19 protein-coding genes are annotated in these 22,845 nt (G+C 51.4%); 4 read left to right on the top strand and 15 right to left on the bottom strand.

Features of this window, described 5'->3' with window-relative positions; genetic code table 11:
* Positions 1-96: 96 nt before the first annotated feature.
* Together thiD and LQZ21_RS09140 are read right to left on the bottom strand one after the other, a co-directional pair.
* Positions 97-906 (bottom strand): bifunctional hydroxymethylpyrimidine kinase/phosphomethylpyrimidine kinase, encoded by an 810-nt coding sequence (thiD, locus tag LQZ21_RS09145; RefSeq protein WP_411044020.1) that lies wholly within the window; start codon positions 904-906, stop codon positions 97-99.
* A gap of 91 nt (positions 907-997) precedes the next feature.
* Entirely contained in the window at positions 998-2,725 is a 1,728-nt protein-coding gene (locus LQZ21_RS09140; protein ID WP_411044019.1) for an FAD-binding oxidoreductase, read from the bottom strand.
* A 112-nt stretch (positions 2,726-2,837) separates the two neighbouring features.
* Between LQZ21_RS09140 and LQZ21_RS09135 the strand changes: the two genes are divergently transcribed.
* Both LQZ21_RS09135 and LQZ21_RS09130 read left to right on the top strand, forming a co-directional pair.
* Entirely contained in the window at positions 2,838-3,074 is a 237-nt protein-coding gene (locus tag LQZ21_RS09135) for a hypothetical protein (RefSeq protein WP_411044018.1), read from the top strand.
* Positions 3,071-3,412, top strand: coding sequence for a type II toxin-antitoxin system PemK/MazF family toxin (locus LQZ21_RS09130; protein ID WP_411044017.1), 342 nt, complete (start codon positions 3,071-3,073; stop codon positions 3,410-3,412). The genes LQZ21_RS09135 and LQZ21_RS09130 overlap by 4 nt, the downstream gene beginning before the upstream one ends.
* An 86-nt stretch (positions 3,413-3,498) precedes the next feature.
* On the opposite strand, the gene LQZ21_RS09125 is transcribed toward LQZ21_RS09130, so the two are convergent.
* The 4 genes from LQZ21_RS09125 to LQZ21_RS09110 form a co-directional block, all read right to left on the bottom strand.
* Positions 3,499-5,982 (bottom strand): hypothetical protein, encoded by a 2,484-nt coding sequence (locus LQZ21_RS09125; RefSeq protein ID WP_411044016.1) that lies wholly within the window; start codon positions 5,980-5,982, stop codon positions 3,499-3,501.
* Between the two features lie 9 nt (positions 5,983-5,991).
* Positions 5,992-6,894 (bottom strand): exonuclease/endonuclease/phosphatase family protein, encoded by a 903-nt coding sequence (locus tag LQZ21_RS09120; RefSeq protein WP_411044015.1) that lies wholly within the window; start codon positions 6,892-6,894, stop codon positions 5,992-5,994.
* A complete protein-coding gene (locus LQZ21_RS09115; RefSeq protein ID WP_411044014.1) occupies positions 6,894-7,883 on the bottom strand; it encodes a helix-turn-helix transcriptional regulator in 990 nt (329 codons plus the stop codon). The genes LQZ21_RS09120 and LQZ21_RS09115 overlap by 1 nt, the downstream gene beginning before the upstream one ends.
* A gap of 255 nt (positions 7,884-8,138) precedes the next feature.
* A complete protein-coding gene (locus LQZ21_RS09110) occupies positions 8,139-9,929 on the bottom strand; it encodes a hypothetical protein (protein ID WP_411044013.1) in 1,791 nt (596 codons plus the stop codon).
* 221 nt (positions 9,930-10,150) lie between these two features.
* Between LQZ21_RS09110 and LQZ21_RS09105 the strand changes: the two genes are divergently transcribed.
* The gene (locus LQZ21_RS09105; RefSeq protein ID WP_411044012.1) at positions 10,151-10,897 is read left to right on the top strand and encodes a YebC/PmpR family DNA-binding transcriptional regulator; all 747 of its coding nucleotides are present in this window, start codon (positions 10,151-10,153) and stop codon (positions 10,895-10,897) included.
* A 79-nt stretch (positions 10,898-10,976) separates the two neighbouring features.
* Positions 10,977-11,738 carry a hypothetical protein gene (locus tag LQZ21_RS09100; RefSeq protein WP_411044011.1) on the top strand — a complete coding sequence of 254 codons (762 nt, stop codon included), beginning with the start codon at positions 10,977-10,979 and terminating at the stop codon, positions 11,736-11,738.
* Between the two features lie 67 nt (positions 11,739-11,805).
* Here the strand turns inward: LQZ21_RS09100 and LQZ21_RS09095 are convergent, their stop codons facing one another.
* The 9 genes from LQZ21_RS09095 to LQZ21_RS09055 form a co-directional block, all read right to left on the bottom strand.
* Positions 11,806-13,356 (bottom strand): FGGY-family carbohydrate kinase, encoded by a 1,551-nt coding sequence (locus LQZ21_RS09095; protein WP_411044010.1) that lies wholly within the window; start codon positions 13,354-13,356, stop codon positions 11,806-11,808.
* Positions 13,357-13,576: 220 nt separating this feature from the next.
* The gene (locus LQZ21_RS09090; protein WP_411044009.1) at positions 13,577-13,954 is read right to left on the bottom strand and encodes a DUF1667 domain-containing protein; all 378 of its coding nucleotides are present in this window, start codon (positions 13,952-13,954) and stop codon (positions 13,577-13,579) included.
* Positions 13,951-15,273, bottom strand: coding sequence for an NAD(P)/FAD-dependent oxidoreductase (locus tag LQZ21_RS09085; protein WP_411044008.1), 1,323 nt, complete (start codon positions 15,271-15,273; stop codon positions 13,951-13,953). Before LQZ21_RS09085 ends, LQZ21_RS09090 begins: the two co-directional genes overlap by 4 nt.
* A complete protein-coding gene (locus LQZ21_RS09080) occupies positions 15,254-17,011 on the bottom strand; it encodes an FAD-dependent oxidoreductase (RefSeq protein ID WP_411044007.1) in 1,758 nt (585 codons plus the stop codon). The genes LQZ21_RS09085 and LQZ21_RS09080 overlap by 20 nt, the downstream gene beginning before the upstream one ends.
* Before the next feature lie 62 nt (positions 17,012-17,073).
* Positions 17,074-17,505: a DUF6672 family protein gene (locus LQZ21_RS09075; RefSeq protein WP_411044006.1), complete on the bottom strand. Its 432-nt coding sequence runs from the start codon at positions 17,503-17,505 to the stop codon at positions 17,074-17,076.
* Complete coding sequence (locus LQZ21_RS09070; RefSeq protein WP_411044005.1) at positions 17,502-18,611, bottom strand: ABC transporter permease subunit; 1,110 nt, start codon at positions 18,609-18,611, stop codon at positions 17,502-17,504. The genes LQZ21_RS09075 and LQZ21_RS09070 overlap by 4 nt, the downstream gene beginning before the upstream one ends.
* On the bottom strand, positions 18,608-19,681 hold the full coding sequence (locus LQZ21_RS09065; protein ID WP_411044004.1) for an ABC transporter permease subunit: 1,074 nt from the start codon (positions 19,679-19,681) through the stop codon (positions 18,608-18,610). Before LQZ21_RS09065 ends, LQZ21_RS09070 begins: the two co-directional genes overlap by 4 nt.
* Positions 19,678-21,318 (bottom strand): sugar ABC transporter ATP-binding protein, encoded by a 1,641-nt coding sequence (locus LQZ21_RS09060; protein WP_411044003.1) that lies wholly within the window; start codon positions 21,316-21,318, stop codon positions 19,678-19,680. Before LQZ21_RS09060 ends, LQZ21_RS09065 begins: the two co-directional genes overlap by 4 nt.
* Positions 21,319-21,326: 8 nt before the next feature.
* On the bottom strand, positions 21,327-22,577 hold the full coding sequence (locus tag LQZ21_RS09055; RefSeq protein WP_411044002.1) for a DUF3798 domain-containing protein: 1,251 nt from the start codon (positions 22,575-22,577) through the stop codon (positions 21,327-21,329).
* Positions 22,578-22,845: the final 268 nt, after the last annotated feature.

The following is a 22,845-nucleotide window of genomic DNA, read 5'->3' as shown; positions in this document are numbered from 1 at the left end:
TATTTCTTCCCTTTTTCGCCTTCTGCGCCTTTGTGGTGAATTTCTTAAATTCTGTATATGTATGGCCGTTTAGTGTTTACAAGGTACTAGGGCCGCTTAATTAAAGGCCTGGCGCCAGGCGCCGGGGTTTCCGGGACCGACCCATTGGTTAAGGGCAAAGCCGGCCTTGAGGCTGCCCGTGATAAACCGTTTAGCCAGGGCTATGGCATCGTATGTCGAAAGCCCCCGGGCTAAACCCGCGGTAATGGCCGCCGCGGTGGTGCATCCCGCTCCGTGGGTCCAGGCGGTTTTTATCAGGGTATCCTCCAGAACCTTAAAATCTTTTCCGTCAAAAAACACATCCAGCGCCGTGACCGCCCCGGGAAGTTTTGCCCCGCCCTTGATAAACACGGTACGGGCCCCCTTGTCTGCGATAATCCGGGCCGCTTCTTTCATCTGCTCCGGGGTGGAAATTTCCTTTAAACCCGAAAGCTGGGCCGCCTCAAACAAATTGGGGGTTACCACCGCCGCCAGGGGCAGTAATTTTTTCTCCAGAACCTGGTTTAACTCCGGGTTGAGGGCCTCCCCGGCCCCTTTACAGACCATCACCGGATCGAGGACATAATTTTTTATACCATAGTCCGCTATATATTCCCGGGTTAATTCCACCGCGTAAAAAGTACCGAGCATGCCGGATTTTGCTGCGGCAACCCCCACTCCCTTAAAAATAGTGTCCAACTGGGCCCGCAGGGCCGCTTCGTCCAGGGGAAACACCCGATGGGCCCAATTGTTCCCGCTGTCCATGGCGGCGATCACCGTAACCGCCGCCATACCATACAGGCCGTATTCTTCAAAGGTTTTTAAATCCGCTTCAAGCCCGGCGCCTCCCGAAGCGTCGGAACCGGCAATGGTCGCGATTTTTATCATAGCTACTCCTACCACAAGATGCTTCCCCGGATAATGGGGGTTTCCAATATACCTTATATAAGCATAAATTAAACCCGCGATCAAGTTCGGTTTACCGGGGAAATCGCTTTTCTTCCTCCGCAAGATCGAAGCCCAGGGTACCCCCGGGGTTCATGATGTTGTCCGGATCAAAGTGCCGCTTCAGGGCCCGGTAGACGGCGTATTCGTTGCGGCCGATGCTGCCCTCAAGCCAGGGGCCGAACATCTTGCCGATGCCGTGGTGGTGGCTCATGGCCGCCCCGGACTTCTGGATGGTGTCCAGAATTCCCGCGTGGAATTTCCGGTACTCCTCGGGATCGTTCATCCGGGCGATGAAGATCCAGTAGAGGTTCGCCCCCTGGGGGTAGACATGGCTCATGTGGGTCATGCAGATGGTCTTGGGGCGGCTCTTGCAGTAAGCCCGGACCTCCCGGTGGACCTTTGACATGTTGCTCCAGTTGACGGCGCATTCCATGGTGTCCATCACAAGGCCAAAGTCCTGCATGGTGTCCCGAAGGTAGGGGTCGCTGAAACGGCCCTTTTCCCAGGCCCGGCAGACTATCCCGGTGAGGCCGATGCCGCCGTGTTTCCGGGCCACCCGGCGGACGTTTTTGGCGCAGTTCCGGGAAAAACCCGCCTCGCCATTGGTAAAGCCCAGGAAAAGACACATCTCCCCGGTTTTAAAGCCCCGGATGTTGAAAAGGTGCCGCAGGGGGCTTTCGGTAACCCGGTACATGTGCATCATCACCGAGGTTTCCTCCGGGTCCGAGAGGCGGAACACCGAGGGGTAACCCGCCTCGCTCTGCATGATCTCCCGGGCCGCGGCCTGGCCCGTTTCCCAGTCCTTGAACATATAGGAGAAGCGCTTCACGGTCTTAGGCAGGTGGCGGAAGACCTTGAGGGTTACGTGGGTCAGCACCCCAAAGGCCCCTTCGCTGCCCATCATGATCTGGTCCAGGTCGGGGCCCGTGGCCTTCCGGGGATAGCGGTCGGTGTGGATGGCGCCCATGGGGGTGGCATAGTCCTGGCCCAGAACGATGTCCTGGATGCAGCCGTAGTAGGTGGAGTTCTGCCCGGCACCGTGGGTTACCACCCAGCCCCCCACCGAGGAATGCTCAAAGCTCTGGGGGAAGTGGCCCGAGGTATAGGCCCGCTTGGCACCGAATTTGACCGGGGCGTTATTCAGGGTTTCTTCCAGCTTGGGACCGCTCATCCCCGCCTCCACGGTGATGGTCTGGTCGATCTCGTTGAAGCTCACCACCTTGTTGAACCGGAGCCGCATATCCAGGGAAATCCCGCCCTTGGTGCACTCCACCCCCCGGGTTACCGAGGAACCACCGCCGTATACGTAGAGGGGGATCTTCTCCTTGGCGCAGTAGGCCACAATAGCCTCGATCTGCTCCTTGGTATCGGGGTAGAGTACCGCGTCGGGGATATTTTCGACGATCCTGTGCCGTATCCGCATGAGATCGTACATGGTCTTGCCGTAGGCCACCGAAAGCCGGGCATAGTCGTCGGTGCGGACAAAGTCCTTGCCCAGGATCTCCGCAAACCGGGCCAGCTGGGGGGCCGTAAGCTTGACGGGAATATTGAATTCTACCTTATCCAGTCCCAGATCCTCGCTATATTCCTTAAAGTCATCGTCGGAAAGGTCAAACTGCGCCTTCATCAACTGGTACAGGGATTCCCGGGGAATCTTGATATCCTCAGGTTTCCCCCACTTAAAAATAGACCGGTAAGAATCGGACGGGACCTTTCCGTGATACCACCGGGGTTCAAAATTTTTATATTTATGGGCCATGGTTACTCCTTCTCCTTTTATTGTAATACCAGGAAGGGGGAATGCAAAGGGGCGGCGGGGATCCTTTCCCTGCGGACTTGACTTCTGTTATACCCCTGGTTATACTCTATCTATGAAGACCGCTATTTCTATTGATGATGAGGTTTACCGGGCCGCAGAGCATACCGCGGCTCAGTTGGGATTAACCCGGAGTTCGTTGTATTCCCTGGCTGTAGCAGAATATATACGAAACCATAACACCGACATCCTGCTCCAACGGCTCAACGAGGTCTATGGCGGCGGGAATTCAACCCTTGATGAAGATGTTCAGGAGGCACAATTTCGGCTTTTTTCCGGGGAAGATTGGTGATTCGGGGCGAAATTTGGTGGGCGGAGCTGCCCCGGCCCAGGGGGTCAGAACCGGCAAAGCGGCGGCCGGTTCTGGTCATCCAGGGGGACACCTATAACCGGAGCGCCCTGAGTACGGTAATATGCGCGGTGATCACCTCAAACAGGGATTTGGCACAGGCGCCGCCCAACTTTCTGTTGGAAAAGGGTATCTCCGGGCTTGATAAACCATCGGTTATCAATTTTTCTCAAATTATCACCATAGATAAAGCCTTTTTCATACAGCAGGTCTCCATGCTCCCCAAAACCATCATAGAACGGATTAATGCGGGCTTAAAGCAGGTGTTGGATATTTGGTAGGTACCTTAATACCTCCTGTACCCTTTTCCGAGGGAAATCCCGAAATCTTGTACAGGCATACATATCTTCTGTCTAGATTTCATGATTCAAATAACTTCGCCCTGTTGAGCTTTTAACTTACCCAATTCTGCTTCAAAGTTATTATATAAAATATTAATGTCCTCAAATAATTTTTCAAAAGCTTCAGAATTTAATTCATTCTGATAAGGTTGAATCTCATTTTTTATCTTTTCAAACCCGTCGGAATAGGAATACAGGTTACCGTTAATGATAATAATTTTATCATAACAAAAAACGAATGATTTCTCAGTACTATCATGCACCGTGAGCAGGATAGTAGCTACCGCGTCACTGGTACTTCCTTGATATACTGATTCAATATTATATGAAACATTATCAGAAGGTTTACATATATTCGGAATTGAAGTGATAATAATATTTTCCAAAGCATTTTTAAAATTGGGATATTCCAGCGCATATTCAAAATATTTTCGGGATCCTTTTGTAAGGACAAAGAATGTCTGGCTATTTTGTTTGCTTTCATCTTGGAAAACAAGATTTAAATCTGATATATCAATTTCCGGATTAGTAATCTCAGGTGGTAATAAAAACTGATTCTTCTGAAACATATCTTCAAGAATATTATTCACCATATCATGACTAATAGACATTTCACCGGTATCAGTGAATTTACCAATTAATGAAATTTGTTCTTTAAACATCTTTCTTAGATTATTAAAGAATTCATTAAATACAGCATCATAAGAGAGGCGGACACAAACAGTATTTATTCCGGCACCCATCTGCTTGATTGGCAAAGAAGGAATACCTTCGAGCTGTTTTTCTCTCTGTTTCCAAAGAAGAGTAGATACAAGAAGACCAGGAATGCCTAACAGTAACCCTGATGCAACAATAGTGCTTGTTTTTAATTTTTTGTTTATGGAAAACATATACAATGTTTCATCAAAAATAGCCGCATTTTGTTTCATGAGCCTTTCAGCCTCATCTTTAAAAAACCCTTTCCACGCATCCCCTTTAGTATCTTTTCCTATGGTTACAATTTTTGAATACGCAAAATCCGAAAAGACATCATTAAGAAAATTATTAATTCTCATTGGAAAATTTGCATTAATTAGCGCCACTAAAAACGCGCTCCTAATTTCTTTTTCATTGTTTTTTTGCGACTCTTGCAATTGAACAACAAAATCATTACAAATACTTTTAAAATCATCCGGAATTGTGTATTTTTTCCGCAATGTCTTGTCATATTGTTCTATAAAAGAAACAAATCTTAAATAATTCCGTATAACACCATTTTTTGCCTCTTTTATAGCTACTTCTTCGAGATTGTCTATCCACGGTATAATATTAACCGGGCCAATCCTGTCTTTTAATACATCGTATTTATTTCTATCTCCTTTTTTCCAATACAACCTGCTCAATATTTTGCCGTTCAAGGAAGTATTGTAATCTTCGTTTACCAGTTTTCTAAGCAGAAATTCCGCTTTGTCATCATCATTAATCTCAATATAGTGAAAAACACAGAGTTGAAGTATGTCAAGATTATTGCCGGCCAATTCAACAGTATCATCCAACAATTTTTTCTTTTCGTCGACTTCTGTTTCCCGAGGGAGCAATGCCAAGTTTTCCAGAAAACAAGAAGCAGCAATTACATCTTCCCGCATAAAAGGGGTATATATTTTATGAAACATCTGATAATTTTCAAGAGCGGACTTTTTATAACTTTCCGCAATTTCCCGGCTTTTTGTTTCATACAAATGAGAGATCTCCTTTGCAGCGTTTCCCTTATAATACCAATACGGTGGAAAGGCTCCAAATATTTCTGATATTGAATCCAGTCTTTCATATCGGCGAAGCGGATCAGGATCCAACAATATCTCATTGTATTGGGTTATCTGTTTTTCCGTCAAACGATATTTATCAGGGAAATCATATTTTTCTGAAAGCCGCCACGCTGATTCAAAAAGTTCCCGGCGCAAGCCATTAAACTGTTCAATCGCTGAACGTTGTAATTCCCAATCCTGTTTTTCCTTTTCGATGATATATTGATTCTTATTTTTACGGTAATTCATATAACCAATGCCAACTTGAGTTGCGGCAGCTATAGCCATTGTAATAAGAGATCCCCCTGCAAAAATGACGCTTAAATTGGGTACAGCGGACCAAATAGCATTTTTCATCTTTTGCTGATATTCTTTTTCTATGAATTTCTTGTCGCCTTCCTGTATCCTGAAGAAAGTAATTGTATCAAGAATTTGCTTTAAAACCTTCAGCAAAGATTCATCTTTTATAAAGTTTTGAATGTTTAAGTTGTTTAGAATCGCATCGTATTCTTGTTCAAGAATATAAATATCACTATAATCAATGATCTGAGATATGGAAACAGTACAAAGATTGAGAGCATATGCAACTTTAAGTCTGCGTTCTTCATCTTTTCTTAACGCTTCGTCAGCAGCAATGAGTGTCTGTGTGTCGCTGATACCAACATGTGATGCTATTGCGTCAACCTTGGTTGAAAGTTCATTGAACTTCTTTCTTGATAAAAACATACTCGCCTCCTATCTTAATGACAATTCTATTTTTATCGGAACATGATCCGAAATCGATTTTCTGTGTACAATGAAATCATTTTCACAATAGACTTCCACAGAGTTAATGCGCTTTACCTCAATTTTTATATTTCTGTCTTGAAAATAACTTTCGTTATAACTACAATGATCAAAATCGTTAGCAAAAATAAATGGTTGTATACCTTGATCTATAGCTTTTTGATATGTATCCTGTGTTATTAAAGTCGTCTTTTCATTAGGACGATCATCGCCACCAAGGAATGCTTTTATAGACAAATTGTGCATTTCCTCACATTCGAGACAATATCTAAGTGGAATATTATAATCTCCCAAGATTAATGTATAAGCCGCTCTGTTGTTACCATATTTGCGATCGCTATATATTCTGTCATAAAGATCCGCTACGGCTGCATATTCCTGTAATTTCATATCTTTGAAATTATTAGGATTACAAAGATGTATATTTATTAATCGAATTTCACAGAATGGTCCATTAATGGGGGCAAAACGCCCTACGAATGGCCTTCGGACGATATGGCCCTTAACAGGTTCAAATTGTGCGCGATTATCTTTTGAACACTCTTCAAATCGCCTTGAATTCCATAGAAAGGTAAAACCCTTTGCGGAATTTTTTGATTTAATTTGATCTTCATCATCATCGGAAATATCCGGTCTACCATTTTCTTGATTAAAATCATGTATCCAATAATTGGGCAAATGTCTTTCAATTTGATTGATCGCTATTTCAGTGATCGTTTCTTGCAGAGCAACAATATCGAATTTTTCTTTCTCAATAATTTCTGCTATTTTTTCAAAATCTTTTTTTTGAGCACTGTCAGATCTTAAATTGAGATTCTGAGTATTAAACGATCCAATAATATAATCTGCCATCAGTACATCCCCCGCACCTTCTCTATCTCCTCCTTCACCATTACCGCCAGTTCCGGCGGGCCCAACACCTTTACCGTGTGGCCCTGACCGAGAACCCAGCGGAGTACCTCGGGCACCTGAGTGGTGGTAAATTTGACGTAGACCCTCCCATCCTCATACTGCCGGATCGTCTGGGTATCGTGCCACTGCCGTTCAGCGGCATAGGTACCGATCTCGTTCTCAAAAAGCAATTCAACGGCAAAGGGCGTGCGGGCGGAGGCCCATACCCCCATTTGTTTATCAAAATAAAGGTAGGGATTAAAATCTTTTGGCACTGTAAAGGGCTTATTGATGATCGCCGCTTTACGAAGACGGGAACAGGAGAAAAGCCGGATTTCATTTCTCGTATGGCAATGACCGATGAAATACCAGTTCCCCCGATGGCAGATGGCATGATAGGGATCGGCTTTCCGTTTGGTATAAGAGGTATTTTGCAGAGAGCGGTACTCGAAGGCAAGGGTTTTTCTGACCTTGAGGGCGGTAAAAACCGCCAGAAACGAGGCTGCTTCCAGGAAAACCGGCGGATCGGGGATAAAACTGATGCGGCTTCCCAATAATGAAGAATCTACTGATATGTTCTGCGGTAGGGATTGGACGATCTTTTTAATAATGTCCCGTAAATTTTGTTCAATGGGGGTCTGCCGATACTGTGCCAAAAGAGGCTCAAAAATGGCCAAAGAAAAAAGCTCGCCCTCGGTAAGCATGACACTTTTGATAAAGAAATTCGGTTCCGTGTAGTAATAGCCCCGTCTGGTATAGTCATATTCCAGAGGGGCCCGGTAGGTATCCCGGAGGAATTCTATATACCGCTGGATGGTACGGGAGCTTACCTCAAGCTTGAGCGCAAGGGTTTCGGAGTTGGGGTAAGAACCGGATCTGATGGCTTCGTCAATCAGCAGGATCCGGTATGCCTTGAGTTTCTCCTCCATTTTGGGCTGAACATCGGACATCCTGAAATGCTCCTTATCAGAGTATCAAAATTATCAATCCAACCATAAACTTACCACAACAACCCGTCACCTACCGTCGTGGTTATCTTTTTTTTAATTTTTACCGATTTTAAAAAATCGATCTTTAATTTAACCGGAAAAATCACTTTATACTATCCCCATATAACAAAAAATGTCAAGGCACAATGGAAAATTCCCCTCCCTGATGAAAATCCAAATTGTCTATTCTGACTAAAAGGGGGAAATTTTCGTTCCTTATTGGCCCTGGTATATATCATCCATCAAATTACCGCTTATTTCCCCGCCGCTTTGGGTAAATCTAGCCGAGACTCCTGGTCGAGCACAGCTCCCGTCTACACTTCCATCCATTTTTTTAATCTCTTCCGGGGAGGCCACAAACACGCCGCCGCCTTTATTGGCCATGTTGGCTTTTATGGCGCCTCCCCGCATATCAACGTCGGCATCGGCAATACATATTCCACCACCCCAGGCGGCAGCTTGGGGTAAGTCCAGTGTGACCGCCTCGCCATTTATTAAGACAGTATGTTCTTTTTCACACTGAGGTATAACGTCTGTACCAACGATATTTGCGGAGATAATCGCATTTCCTTCGAGGATAAAATTACCGATAATATCCAATATAAATCCTTTCCCTATGTATACGCCGCCGCCGTATTCACGGGCCATGTTTCCGCATAGTACCGCATTTCCCGTTATCAGTCCGTTTCCTCCATACATATAAATACCGCCACCCCGGTCTTTTTCTGCAATATTGCCGGATATGATTCCGGAAGAAACGGTCAAATGAACCGATTCAGTTTTTTGGCGGCAAGATACTTCTATCCCCCCGCCCGAATAGAAAGCAGTATTACCGATGATAACTCCGCCTGACATTTCCAATGAAGGAACTGGTAAATCATCACGTTGATGCTGAATATATACTCCCCCTCCAAACCATTGTGCCCTGTTACCGCTTATGATGCCGTTCATGAATTTACCTGATCCCCCATCAATATATAAGCCTCCGCCAAATCCTGCGGTATTGCTAAGGATTCTTCCACCGGTCATTTCAAAATATCCTTCGTGACTAACCGTAACACCGCCGCCGGCATGGTCTGCCTTGTTTGTTGTGATGATTCCTCCTCTCATGTAGAAGGAGCCATAGACATCACCAATATAGACGCCGCCACCGCCAAACTCAGTAGATTTGTTTTCAGATATCACTCCATCAACTAGTTCAAATTGTCCCATATTATAAACCAATACGCCTCCCCCATTATACTGAGCATGGTTACGGATAATAGAAGCGCCTATATTTTTATCGTAACTCATCATCTTGAGGACGCCCTTTTTGTCGACAGCGATTCCTCCACCTTTCTTCGCGTAATTGTCCATGACCCTCGTTTCTTTTCCCAGGATAAGAGACCCTCCCTCAAGTAATATGCCTCCGCCATCCGATGCGTCCATATTTCCGTCTGAAATTGTTATGTATAGTAATCGAATATGGGAATTCCCGGTTATTTTAAGCACCCTTTTATGGGTCTGCTTGGCCGATAATCCGGTATCGCCCCATGATATGGTCCGACGAAAAGCAGAACATACATAGCCGCTTATGGTAATACATTCGGGACCTGAGTTCTTTATGATAAAAACACTCTCCGGATCTCCGGCTTTTTCGGATTCATCGGTTAATATATCAAGGATGGTAATGCGTTTGATACCGGTTTTCGCGGCCTCAACAGCCTTTGACAGGGTCTTGAAGGCCGTGTCTTTTGAACGGCCGTCAGAACAGTCATTCCCGTCTGATTTAATATAATACGAAGGAAGCAATTCGGGGAAAAATTCACCATCGCTATTGGCCTCAATAAATTCATCCATCGTTACTATATCGGGAAGAGGAGTCCAGGGGGGGTCAACAATAGCAAAACACTCCCATGGAATTCTTTTTGATAGTTTTTTTCTTTCTTCTTTTTCACGTTTTTTTAGTAATGCCTCTTTTTCTTCCCTGGTTTTGCAAATAATTGGATTCGGAATTGTTATGATCATACTATTATCTCCCATAATATTAACTGTTTCTATTGAACCGCAGGTCCGTACAGACCCGATTTAAACCCGGATCAGTGGTTTTACCATACCACTATGAGTATGTCATATACTGTCGTTGTGAAAAAAAACTGTAAATTCTTTAAATTTTTTTAACCCGACACTTATTGTCGTTAACCCATGCTACATTTTTATCAAATTAAACTTTATACAAAGGAGCTATCATGTCAGGACACAGCAAATGGGCTAAAATAAAACGGGCAAAGGGCGCTGTTGATGCCAAACGGGGTCAGATGCACTCCAAGCTGACCAGAGAAATTAACATCGCAGCTCATATAGGGGGCGGAGATATTGAGGCAAATCCCCGGCTGCGGGCTGCGGTTCTAAAAGCCCGGGGCTTTAATATGTCCAGGGATACTATCGACAACGCCATCAAAAAGGGGGTGGGAGAACTGAAGGATGGTAATTATGAGGAACTGATATACGAAGCCTATGCCCCCGGAGGAATTGCGGTTTTTATTGAGGTTTTAACGGATAATAAAAATCGTACGGTCTCAAATATCCGCAACATCTTGACCAAAGCGGGAGGTCAGCTTGCCGTTTCAGGTTCCGTCGCATGGCTATTTAAACGACAGGGGTTTATTGTTCTGGACGGTAAAGAATACACCGAAGACATGATCACGGAACTTGCTATTGAAGGCGGTGCCGAGGATGTGAGCCTAACAGAGGAACTTATTGAGATTACTACCGCTCCGGACGATTTTGAGACGGTATTACAAGTCATCAAAGATCGGGAATTCCGAACATTGAGTGCCGAAATTGAAATGGTTCCTGAGACGGAGATTTCCCTTGATCAAGACGCTACAATCAGGGTAATAAAATTGCTTGACCGGCTTGAGGAAAACGATGATGTTCAGAACGTTTATTCCAATCTGGCCTATAACTTAAACCCGGATAGAAATTATGAGTGAAAATCTGAATTATTTTCAGCACCACGACAGTCTTTGTCGTAATCCTGTGTTACCTTTATTTTAGTTTCTATTATTTTAATTGAAGGAGGCCGTTATGGCTGCAGAAGCGTTTAGAATCAAGATTTTGGCAGGTGGAAAAGAGCTCAATCTTTGGTCAAGCCTTTTGGAAAACGTGTTGAAACTTCCCGGAGCAAAGGTAGATCGTCTTGGTTTTCTTGAAAAGGAATTCAGCAAACATTGTAATCTTGAAACCATGAGACAGATTAAAGAGCTTGGAACCGGCAAGGCAAAAGTTGAGGAAGCGGTAATGGATAAAGTCTCCGCCAAAGTGATTACCGATCAGACCGTTTCGGCAACTACCCTGTCCTTTGTTTCGGGACTCCCCGGAGGGCTGGCAATGTTGGGGACCATACCAGTTGATCTTGCCCAGTATTATTACAACTTAGTAGTTACCGCACAAAAGCTCGCCTATATTTACGGATGGCCCGATTTGGAAGGAGAAGAGCCGGATGGTTTACTTTCCATGTTGACGGTATTTATTGGAATCATGACCGGTACCATCACCGCAAATCGGGAACTCACATCCCTCTCAAAAGAATTGGAAGGAGAACTTGTCAAGAGACTTTCCTGTGTTACCCTTGCCAAGGTAGGGATACTGCTATTGGCAAAACATACGGCAGGCATCTTGGGAGCAAAACTGTTTTGGCAGGGATACACCGGATTGGCGGCTAAAACAGTCCCCCTCATTGGTGGTTTCGTTTCCGGAGGTATAACCCTCATGACATTTCTTCCGATGGCAAATACCTGTAAAAACCAACTGCGAAAAATAATCATCCACTAGCGGAGAAAGGGGGCTCGGGATATACTCGGCCCCCCCTTCGTTCCCCAAGGGGCGTTATTACTCCTTCCTACCCCCTGCCTATAATCTCCCCAATCCGCTCATACAGGGGGGAGAGCCTGTCAAAAACCTTTGAGAAGACCTCCCGGTAAAGCGCCTCGTATATTTCATGCTCCTGGGGGTTGGGTATGAATTCATCCTGGATATGGACCATGGCTTTGATGCCCTCCTCGTAGGAAGAAAAAACCCCCTGGGCAACAAAGGCGGCAAGGGAAGATCCGATGCCGGTGACCTCGTGGGTTTGGGTACGGTACAAGGGGAGTCCGAACATGGTGGCGGTAATACGGCAGATTTCACTGCTTTGACTGCCGCCCCCGGCCGCATACAGTTCTTTTATCTTGAGTTTTCCCCGTTTTTCCATACCCCGCAGGCCGTCCATAAGGGCGAAGTTGATCCCTTCGATAATAGCCCGGTACACATGGATCCGGGTATGGACATCGGAAAAGCCGATAATCGCCCCCTTGGCAAAGGGCATGTCGATCCCCGGAGTAAAATAGGGCTGCATAACAAGACCGTCACAGCCGGCTTTGACTTCGCACAGACGCCGGTTCAGCAGCTGTTCCGCGGGGATCCCCTGGCTTTGGGCTTCGACCACCTCCTTGGCGGCGAATTCCCGCTTAAACCAGGACAAAAGCCAATACCCCCGGAAAATTTCTATTTCCGGGTTGTAGCAGCCCGGGACCACGGCGGCGTAGGGGGGCATATAGGGCAGGGGTTCCAGGTACTGCCTGGTAAAAAGCTGCACCGTGGCGGTGGTACCGAAGCTGAGGGCCGCCTTTTCCTCCGAAATGCAGGAGAGTCCCAGGGTCTCGCAGCCCTTGTCGCTGCCCGTGGCAATCAGGGGCAGGCCAGGGGGAATACCGGTTTCTTCCGCGGTTTTATGGGTAATAGTCCCCATCACCGTACCGGGTTCCACGAGGTCAAAGAGCTTATTTTCCCTGATTCCAAAGATGTGCCACCGCATATCCGACGGCTTCATCCAGGTACGGGTCCGCGGCTCAAAGGGGATATGCCCGATAATACTTGCGGAAGAATCCACGAGGTTACCGCAGAATTTATAGTTGAACCAGGTGGAGATAAACACGAATTTGTCGGTCCGCTCCCAAATTTCCTTTTCGTTTTGGGCGATCCAGTTGCCGGCGCTGTTCCGGCGCTGTAAGGCCACCCCTTCGTACATCCCCGCCATTTTAATGATGAGTTCCCACCATACCGGCAAGGGGCTTAGATCCAGCGCTTTCCGGCCATCAAGCCAGAGGATCACGTCCCGCAGGGGATTATTATCCCGGTCCAGGCAGAGGCAACTATCCCGAATGGTGGAGCAGGTGACGGCGATCACATCCTGCCAGAGGGACCCCGCTTGTTCCTTGAGGGAACGGCTGACTTCGCAGAGACTGTCCCAATAAAAATAAGGCCGCTGTTCCGCCCATCCCGGCTGTTTTGAATAATAGGGCGTCTCGTAAATTTTCTGGGCCTTGTGGAGTATTACGCCCTGGGGATTTACCAACAAAGCCCGAATGCTTTGGGTTCCCACGTCAAAGGTCAATATCAATGGTTCCGACATATTCCCCTCTCTTTTAACACGATCAAACGTAAGAAGGGGGAGCGCCGCCTCGTTTCACGGGTTTCCCGCCACCCCCACTTCGGGATATATGAAGCCGCAATTTGTTGATCGTGCATTTTTAAGCCTGTCCGTAATCCGGTATAAAGTCAAGGGCATGGTACAAACAGTTTCCGAGCAACTTCCGATCACCTCCGATGATGCGGCGTCTTGAGCGGCCTGCTTATGCCCCGGACTTCAGCAGGTCGCTGGTTACGATGACGTCCCTCCCCAGGCCCAGTACGTTTTCCGCCGCCACCGCGCCTATCCCCAAAGGCTCCGTAATGGTGATGGTATTGAGGAAGGCCATCACCTCCCGGATCTTTTCCTTGGGGATCTCCCCCTGGGTACGGACCGGCAATACCGGCGCCTGGGGAAAAATAGTACGGACCGTGGTGGTCAAGGTCCTGGTGGGATGGGTAATTTCAGCCTCCGCAAAGGCCAGTCCCCGTTTGCATTGGTTCCCGGTAATTTTGAGGCCCTCCGCCTGTTTTTCCACCGTTAGGCGGCATCCATTGGGGCATACGATACAGGTTAACACCCTTTTTTCATCCCGATTCATGGTTCCTCCAGGGTAAACTGGATCCGGTCCCCCGGATCAAGGTCCAGGTTCTCCAGGGGCAGCAGGATCCGCTCCATCTCCGGGGGCCGGAGTTGGGAATAGTTCCGGCGAAAAAATTCCCGGCCCTTGGCCCGGACCCGCAGGAGGGTCCTGCCCCGCTCTTCCCGGGAACGGAAAAATACCGGTATCTCCCGTTCCGTATAATCCATATCCAAGCGCTGGGGGCTTAGACAGAGAAAGGTTTCATCCGTGGTGAGTTCCGCGAAATTCCCCGCCGCCCCCCGGTCAAGGCCGATCGCCGTGGTCCGCTCCGCGGTCAGCGCCGCGTAGTATCCGGCGGCGATCCCGCTTTCGGATACGTAATCCACCAGGTCATTCACCTGCAGGGCGTTGCCGCAGCTAAAAACACCGGAGATCATGGTCATATAGCGCTGGTCACAGAGGGGACCCTTGGTGGCCGGATGGATCCATACCCCCAGGCTTTCGGCAAGCTCATTTTCCGGGATAAGCCCCACGGAAAGGACCAGGCCGTCGCAGGTTATCCGTTCTCCGGTGCCGGGAATCGGCCGCATGCCCTCGTCCACCCGGCTTATCTCTACCGCCTCCAGCCGATCCCTGCCGAAAACCCTGGTAACGGTATGGCCGGTTAGCAGGGGAATAGCAAAGTCCTCAAGGCACTGGGCGATATTCCGGGAAAGCCCCGAGGGGCTCTGTTTCGCCTCATAGACCCCCAGAACCTCCGCCCCTTCCAGGGTAAGGCGCCGGGCCATGATGAGGCCGATATCCCCGGACCCCAGGATCACGCAGCGCCGGACCGGAAGCTGCCCCAGGATGTTGGTGTAGTACTGGGCCTGCCCGGCGGTGAAGATCCCTGCGGGCCTGGTCCCGTGGATGTTCACCTGCCGGGGGGTCCGTTCCCGGCAGCCCGTGGAAAGAACCAGGGTTTTGGTTTGCAGGGTATCGACTCCCCCCCGGCTCACCAGGGTCAAGGCAAACCCCCCGGCCTGTTTCCGTATTTTTGAGGCAAAACTGAGGAGCCGTACCGTAACCCCGGTGTTTCCCAGGGTTTCCAGGTACCGGTGGGCATATTCGGGGCCGCTTAATTTTTCCCCAAACCGGATAAGTCCGAAGCCGTCGTGGATACACTGTTTCAGGATACCCCCCAGCCGGCCTTCCCGTTCCACCAGCAGCACCCGGGCCCCGGCTTGGTCTGCGGCAATGGCGGCGGCCAGCCCCGCGGGGCCCCCGCCGATAACGGTCACGTCGTAGTCATGGGGCGGCGCTCCTCCGGAAAACCCCTCATCCGTCATTTTCTTCATCCTCCCCGCCTTTTTTTGTGGGGCCCCACAGCACCCCGGACCCGGGACCGTCCTTGGTCACCGCTTCCAGGGGGATACCCTTTTCCCCGGCGATGAGTTTGAGGACCAGGGGGCCGCAGAAGCCGCCCTGACAACGGCCCCCCCCGGGACGGACCCGCCGCCTGACCCCGTCCAGGGTGTCGCAGGGTATGGGACGGCGCAGACTGTCCAGGATCTCCCCCTTACTTACCTCCTCACAACGGCAGAGGATGATCCCATAATCAGGATTCTCTTTAATCAAGGCCCGCCGCTCTTCCGTTTCCATCAGGGCGGTATGGGGAATGGGCTGGCGGAGGGGGTTGAAATGGGGGTTCTCCTCCACCGGCCGGCCCGAAGCCTCCAGCAGTTCCTTGACGAACCGGGTAATGTCCAGGGCAATGGCCGGGGCTGCGGTCAGCCCCGGAGACTGGATCCCCGCGGCATGAACCAGGTTGACGGTTCGGTTCCCTTTACATACCACAAAGTCCTCTTCGTAGGTGGGGGCCCGGACCCCGGTAAAATAGGTGATGATCTGAGCCGGGGTGAGGCCGGAGCTTGTCTGCTTAAATTTGGCAAAGGTAGCCTCGATGGACTCGGCGTGGGTGGCAAAGTTCTCCTTCTCAAAGGTTTCCACCGCGTCGGGCCCCACCAGGAGGTTCCCGTGGACGGTTCGGACGATGCCGCCGCCCTTGGTATGGGCGTTCAGGGAGGAGATCCCGATTTTGCTGGCAATGGTCCGGACCAAAACCGGAGTTACCTTTTTATCCAGGATGGCATTGGTCCCCCGCCGGGGGTGGATCGAATAAAACCGGTCCCCGGCCATGGCGGCGATATCCTCGGCAAATACCCCGGCGGCATTCACCACCACCCGGGGATAAACCGTACCCCGGTTGGTTTTTACCCGGGTGATCCGCCCCCCTTCGACGGTCATCCCCAACACCGCCGTATCCAGGCTCAGGGCGGCCCCGTTTTGGACCGCGTTTTCCCCATAGGCGATGGTCAGCCCGTAGGGACAAACAATACCGGCGGAGGGGAAAAAGAGGGCCGTGACCAGATCTTCCCGTAGCCCCGGTTCCTTTAGGTGGAGCTCCTCTTTACCGATTACCCGGACCCCGGACAAACCCAGCCACTTCCAGTAGAGCAGGGAAAGGTAGAGGAAAGGCGTGAACCAGGGCTTGCTGAAACAGAGGTATTGGCCGGTACGTTCAAAATCAACCCCCAATTCCCGGGTAATATGATCGTACATCCGGTTTCCAAGACGGTTATAGTGATGCTTCCGGCTCCCCTTCCTGAGATCTATCCCGGGATGGACCATCCCGTCATTACGGCTGGAGGCATGTTTGGCCACATCGTGTTCTTTATCGATCAGGAGGATCTTCAAATTATACCGGGTCAGCTCCCGGGCTATGGCGCAGCCGGAAATCCCCGCCCCGATGACCAGCACGTCGGGGCTTTCCCCCTCCAAAGCGGTATCCTGTAACGCCGGGAGGCGCATGGGGGGAATCTCGGCGCCCAAAAACCGGATGTTGTTCACCAGGCCCCGGTATCGCGGCTTTTTGAACAGTCCCGGTTTTGCCGCCCCCAGGGCCCCGGCCCGCACCAGGTCGGTCCAGTTTTCAAGCTCCCCCTCAAGCACCAGGCACCGGTCATCTTCCCGGGCCCGCACCCTCCCCCCGAATTCCTTTTGGAGCTTCCTATTTATGTGGTCTACATATCCCATATTTCAAATATATCATAAAAAAATCGTTGGGGGGCAATTTTTAAAATCCCGCCGCCCCCCATTTAGGGAATCGGCACTTCCTCGACGGGGAGTTCGTCTTCTTCCGGCGAGCGGGGTTCGGGGGTGGTATGGAAAACTTCTACAAAAGGAAGATCATTGAGCATTTTTGGTACCGAGAGAATATACATATCGTCCCGGATGGGCAGCCGAAACTCCTGCTCCACCGGCGGAGTGCCGTCACTGAATTCGATGCTGATCCGGTGCCGGGTACCGACCACGGCAAAACGGTCCCGATCCCCCCGGAAAAATTCCAGGCCCTTTCCCCCGTCCACCGAAACCGTGATAAGATCCGGCGCACGGAGCCCCTCTTGGGTGTTGCGGTTGTCCACCAGGAGGGTGTGGCCCCGGTAAAGGACAAAAAGCAGGACCCCCAGCCCTATCCAAAGGAGGACCAGGACGGCGCGGATACAGGTTCTGCGGTCTTTTTGCGTCATAGGTCCTCCGTTCCGCCCCGCAGGCTTGCCCGGGCAAGGTCGGCGTTGGCCCGCTTGCGCCAGGCGTGAATGACCAGGGCCAGGGCGATAACCCCGTAGCTGAAGGCATCCCGGAAGTATTCACCGATCATCGCCGAACCGAAGAGGTTGGCCCCGGCGCGGGGAACCACGATGTACATCAAATGGAGGAGTACCGTCCCGATAAATACATTGGGGATGGTGGCCTTGCTCACCGACGCACCCCCGACCAGGATCGCCGCGGCGGCGAAAAACCCGGTCTGCTTGTGGGCGTTGTAGGTTGCCATGTTTCCCATATTCTGCAGGAAGATAAGCTGCCCCAAACTCGCGAGGATGGTGGAGATAACAATGGCGATTATCCGGGTCCGGTCCACGGGGATCCCCGACGCGTGGGCCACCCCCTGGTCCTGGCCAACCGCCCGCATATCCTGGCCCAGTTTGGTCCGCCTGAACCAGATGATAAAGAGACAGAGGATCCCGATGATGAGGTAATTGGCCATGGGAAGGATGACGGTTCCTCCGGGCAGGGAAAGCCGCAGGGGGAGGAGCCGATCCAGGGACTGCCGTACCGAGTCCAGGGTGAGGGTGTTCCGTATCCCGTAACCCCGGGAAAGGGTGATGTTAAGGGAATGAACCGGAATCACCGAGCCCATGAGGTAGAGGACCACAAACTGGTAGAAGCCGTCCATAAAAAAGCCGAGGATATAGCCGGTAACCATTTCCCTGCCCCGGGCGCGGTTGAGGATCTCCCCGGCGGCCCAGCCGAGCAGCGCGGCGATGGGGACGGCGATAAGCGAAGCGAAGATCAGCCCCGGAATGCCGACGATGTTCCAGTCCACCGCGAAGATCAGGCCGATCTGCCCCGCCATAGCCCCCAGAACCATGCCGAAGTTGATGCCCATCCCCGCCATAATGGGGAGGATCAGGCTGAAGACCAAAAAACAGTTTCTGCCGATCCGGGTAAGGATCTCCTGGGCAATGGAAACCGGGGACAACCCCGAAATCGGCGTCGCCGCGGCGCTTATAACCAGGAAAATAAAAACCACCGCGTTGTCCGCCAAAAAATTCCAGGTATTAAACCGTTTCATTTGCTCACCTTCGTCTTCCTGGTCAGGGCGTAGATGATCATCCCGTTGGAGATGAGGATCCGGATCACCTCGGACATATCGGTTTTAAGGATGCTGTTGATCACCGAAGGGGTCATGGCGAGGATGCTCTGAAAAAGAAAAGTCCCCACGATCACGTTGACTATCGAGGCTTTATTGACCGATGCCCCCCCCAGCAGGACCGCCGCCACCGCAGGAAAGGCCATGTATATCGGGGCCTGATAGACCTGAATAAAGCCGAAACTCTGCTGGTACATGAGGATCCCCACCGCGCCGTACACGGTGGACACGATCACGCTGGTAAGGCGCATCCGGTTCGCGGAAACCCCGCCGGCGCGGGCGAAATCGGGGTTGGACCCCACCGCGGTAAGGGCGGTTCCGGTACGGCTCCGCATAAAAAGCCACATGATAAAGGCCATAAGGCTAAAAAAGAGGATAGTCCCGGTGGGAAATTCAAAATAGGGACCGATTTTAATCACCAAAAAATGGTTAAGTACCCGGGACCAGTACCCGTCCAGGGTGATGGTGGTCCGCAGCCCCTGTCCGGTATACCCCCAAACCATGGTGGGATTGGTGTACGGCAGGACAAGCCACATGATGGCCATAAAGGTAACCACCGAAAACCCCACATACATGGCGATGGTCATCTCCTCCCCCTTTACCTTGTTGAGGAGGAGGCCGTAGAGCCACCCGAAGATCAGGGCAAAGGGAAGGCTGAGGGTTATGGCGCCGAAAAAACCCGCGGCCCCGGTAAGCCCAAATTGCATCGCCAGGGTTGAACCCAACAACCCCGCCACTATCCCCACGGGAAGGCCGAAATTGAGACCCGCCCCGGCCTGCATCATGGGGACCAGGGCCAGAACCATGACCCCGTTTTGGCCGAAGCGGACAAACACGTTCATCAGGGAGCTATCCACCCGGACCCCGACAAAGGGGGCGGTAATAAAGAGGATCACCACAAAAAAGAAGATGATAAGCCGGGGCCACCCAAATTCGGCGATGAATTCTCCCAGGCGGCCGGCGTGGGCTTGGTCCCTCAGTTCCGGCGTCATAGTTCCTCCTGCGGATTTTCGCCGGAAACCCCCGCCATGCGGAGCCCGAATTCCGTGGCCGGTGCATCGGGGCGGAGGATGCCGGTGATACGGCCTTCGGCGACAATGGCGATCCGGCCGCAGATAGAGCGGAGCTCCTCAAGTTCGCTGGAAACCATCACAATGGTGGTTCCCTGCTCCCGGTTGTAACGCCGCAGCGTATCAAGGACTATCTTTTTGGCCCCCACGTCAATGCCCCGGGTCGGTTCCGAGACAAAAAGCAAGCGCGGATCCAGGGCAAAGGCCTTGGAAAGGCAGACTTTTTGCTGGTTCCCCCCGGAGAGTTCCTTGGCGGGCTGTTTGGGGCCGGTACACTTTATCTCAAGCCGCTGGATGTACTCCTCGGCGAGACGCCGCATGGCCTTCTCATCCCGAAGTTTAAAGAGACCGCCGAAATAGGATTTAAGGTAGGCCCCCTTGATCTGCATGACCCCAAAGGCGATGTTCCAGTCGAGGCTTTCATCCAGAAGAAGCCCCACCCCCCGGCGATCCTCCGAGACAAAGGCCATCCCCGCATCCAGGGCGGCCCGGGGATTCCCCATGACCACCGGCTTTCCTTCCAGAAACACCCGGCCTCCGGCGGCATACAAGCCCATGATACCGTTGGGAATTCCCAACTTGCCTTGGCCGGCCAATCCCCCGATGCCGAAGATTTCCCCTTGCTTTACCGAAAAAGAGACGTTTCGGACCGTCTCCCCCGGCATATCCACCCAAAGCCCCTCAACCCGAAGGGCTTCCTCCCCCTGGTCTTCCACCGGCAGGGCCGCCTCCGCCGGAATACCCGCCGGCCGCCGGCCTTCCGGGGCCCCCTTTCCCATATCCCGGCCGACCATCCAGAAGGCGAGGTCCGCCACGGTAAGGTTCTGGTTGGGGACATCCTTGATCACGTTTCCGTCCCGCAGGACCACCACCCGGTGGGCGATTTCGATAATTTCCCGGAGCCGGTGGGATATGAAGATCACGGCGATCCCCTCCCCGGCCAGGACCTTGATCGCCTTGAGGAGGATCTCCGCCTCGCTCTCGGCCAGAACCGCCGTAGGTTCGTCCAGCACGAGGAGTTTTACCTTATCCCGGTTAATCTCCCGGGCAATCTCGGTGAACTGTTTGTGCCCCACCGGCATCTCCGAGGCCGGGGTATCGGGGTCTATCTTTACCCCCAGCTTACCGATAGCCGCCCCCGCCCGTTGGATCATCAGATCCCGGCGCAGGGTGGAAAGCCGTTCCCCAAATATTTCCGCCGCTCCATTATGACGGAGGGGCTCACGGTTGAGGAGGATATTCTCGGCGGCGCTAAAACCCGGTAAAAGCGAAAATTCCTGATGGACCATGCCGATTCCCGCGTCCAGGGCGTCAAAAGGACTTTTAAAGGCGGCAACGTTCCCCTCCAGGTAAACCCGGCCCCCGTATCCTCCGGTATCGGAAATCACCGGCATGCCGAAAAGGATATGCATCAGGGTAGTCTTTCCCGCGCCGTTTTCTCCCACCAAACCGAGGATCTCTCCCCGGCCGATGGAAAAATTCACGTCCGAGAGGACCGTTGTGCCATAAAATTCCTTGGAAACATTTTCCAGCCGCAGCAGGGGCCCGTCATGTTCCATCGCGGTGGTTAATTTCCGCCCTGAAATTTGATGCTGTAGTACTTCTCGGGAACCGTCTGTTCGGTGGTGGGGAGGTAACCTTTCCCCATGATGTAGGTGTCCATATAGATCAGAATTTGGTTCCGCGCCCGTACCCCGGTATTGGCATCCACATAGTAACCACCGTTCCACTTGGCGCCGGGGGTAAATTCGCCCAGGGCTGAGTAGAGATCGCTCAGGCTGTCCGCCTGGGCCTGACCGTCAAGGATCCGTCTGGCGAATTCGCCCAGACCGGCGCTGACCGTAAAGCCATAGGAGAAGGCCCAGGTACCGAATTTTCCGGTACCGCCCTGGGCGACCACCGCTTCCTCAACCTTCTTGAGGATCGCGGGGAAATTCCCGGCTTCGGCGGAAAGGTCGATCCCCAGCGCGCCGGGGTACCCCATAAGGGGAGAGGGAAGATCCGCTTCCACAAACATCCCGCCATAGGTCAGAAGCTGTTTAAGCAGGGGTTCGGTATGGGCGTCGTTGGTGCAGAAGAAAACCGAATTCGTCCCGTAGGTGTTTATCCATTGGGGGGTCTGTTCCAGGATATACTGCTGGGCGCCGGCCACTCCCACGTCGGAGGTGGGATCAGGGGCGGTAACAAACACGAATTTAAGGCCCAGGTCGTTACAGGCTGCCTCGAATATCTGCCGGCGGAGCCCCAAAGACTCATAGGACATATGCCGAGGGAAGGAGATGTGGACAAAGGTATCCGCACCGAGCTGTTTCGCCGCCCAGATGATCGTGTAACCCCGGGAAATAAAGTCCGCGCTGACGGCCAGATCCGCCGCCTGCTGGATTACCAGGGGGTCTTCGTGGGATTCCCCGGCGAACAGGAGTATGTCGGGCCGTTTCTCCCGGACCCGTTTGAAAGCCTCGGCGGTACCGGGGACACCCTGATTGACGACGATCGCCTTCAACAGGGGATCGTCGGCCAGGGTGGTAATTTGGTTGATGGTTACTTCCTGCTGATCCATAAAGTTATCCGGGTAGGTAACATGCTGGATTATGCCGCCATCGGCAACCCTGCCGTAGCGGCTGATCAGTTCCTCCGCGCCCCGCAGGTCATCTTCGGATTGGGAAACCGTGCCGGTCACCACACCGATATGGTAGGCGCTCTGGGCCGCCTCGGGCTCCGCCTCACCCTGCGACGCGGGCTGCTGCTTGCTGCATCCGGCAAGGATCAGCGCGCCGCAGAGCAGCGCGGTTAAAGCGACTAAACTTAGCTTTTTCATGGTATTCTCCTTAAATTAAAACCCTTTCAGGTCTTTATTTGAAACATAATATCCACCGGATCTTCTATAATTCCGGTTTCCGGCAATCATTTTAAGAAAATTTCACCTCCCAGTTTCCCCCGAACCGTAACATCTTGTCAAGGGGGGATTGTTTAATGATTTTTTCGGCCAAAAATGGGGGTAAAACTATATCTGCGTCGCAATAAAATTTAACCACGAATCTTACGAACAGGAAGATATTTCAAAATTCCCCTTTTTCGCCTTCGTG

Origin of the sequence: Treponema sp. TIM-1 (assembly GCF_046533115.1) — a bacterium.
GTDB lineage: Bacteria > Spirochaetota > Spirochaetia > Treponematales > Breznakiellaceae > JAIRMO01.
The sequence above is the reverse complement of the archived record's forward strand: the minus strand, read 5'-3'. Positions and strand labels throughout refer to the sequence as shown.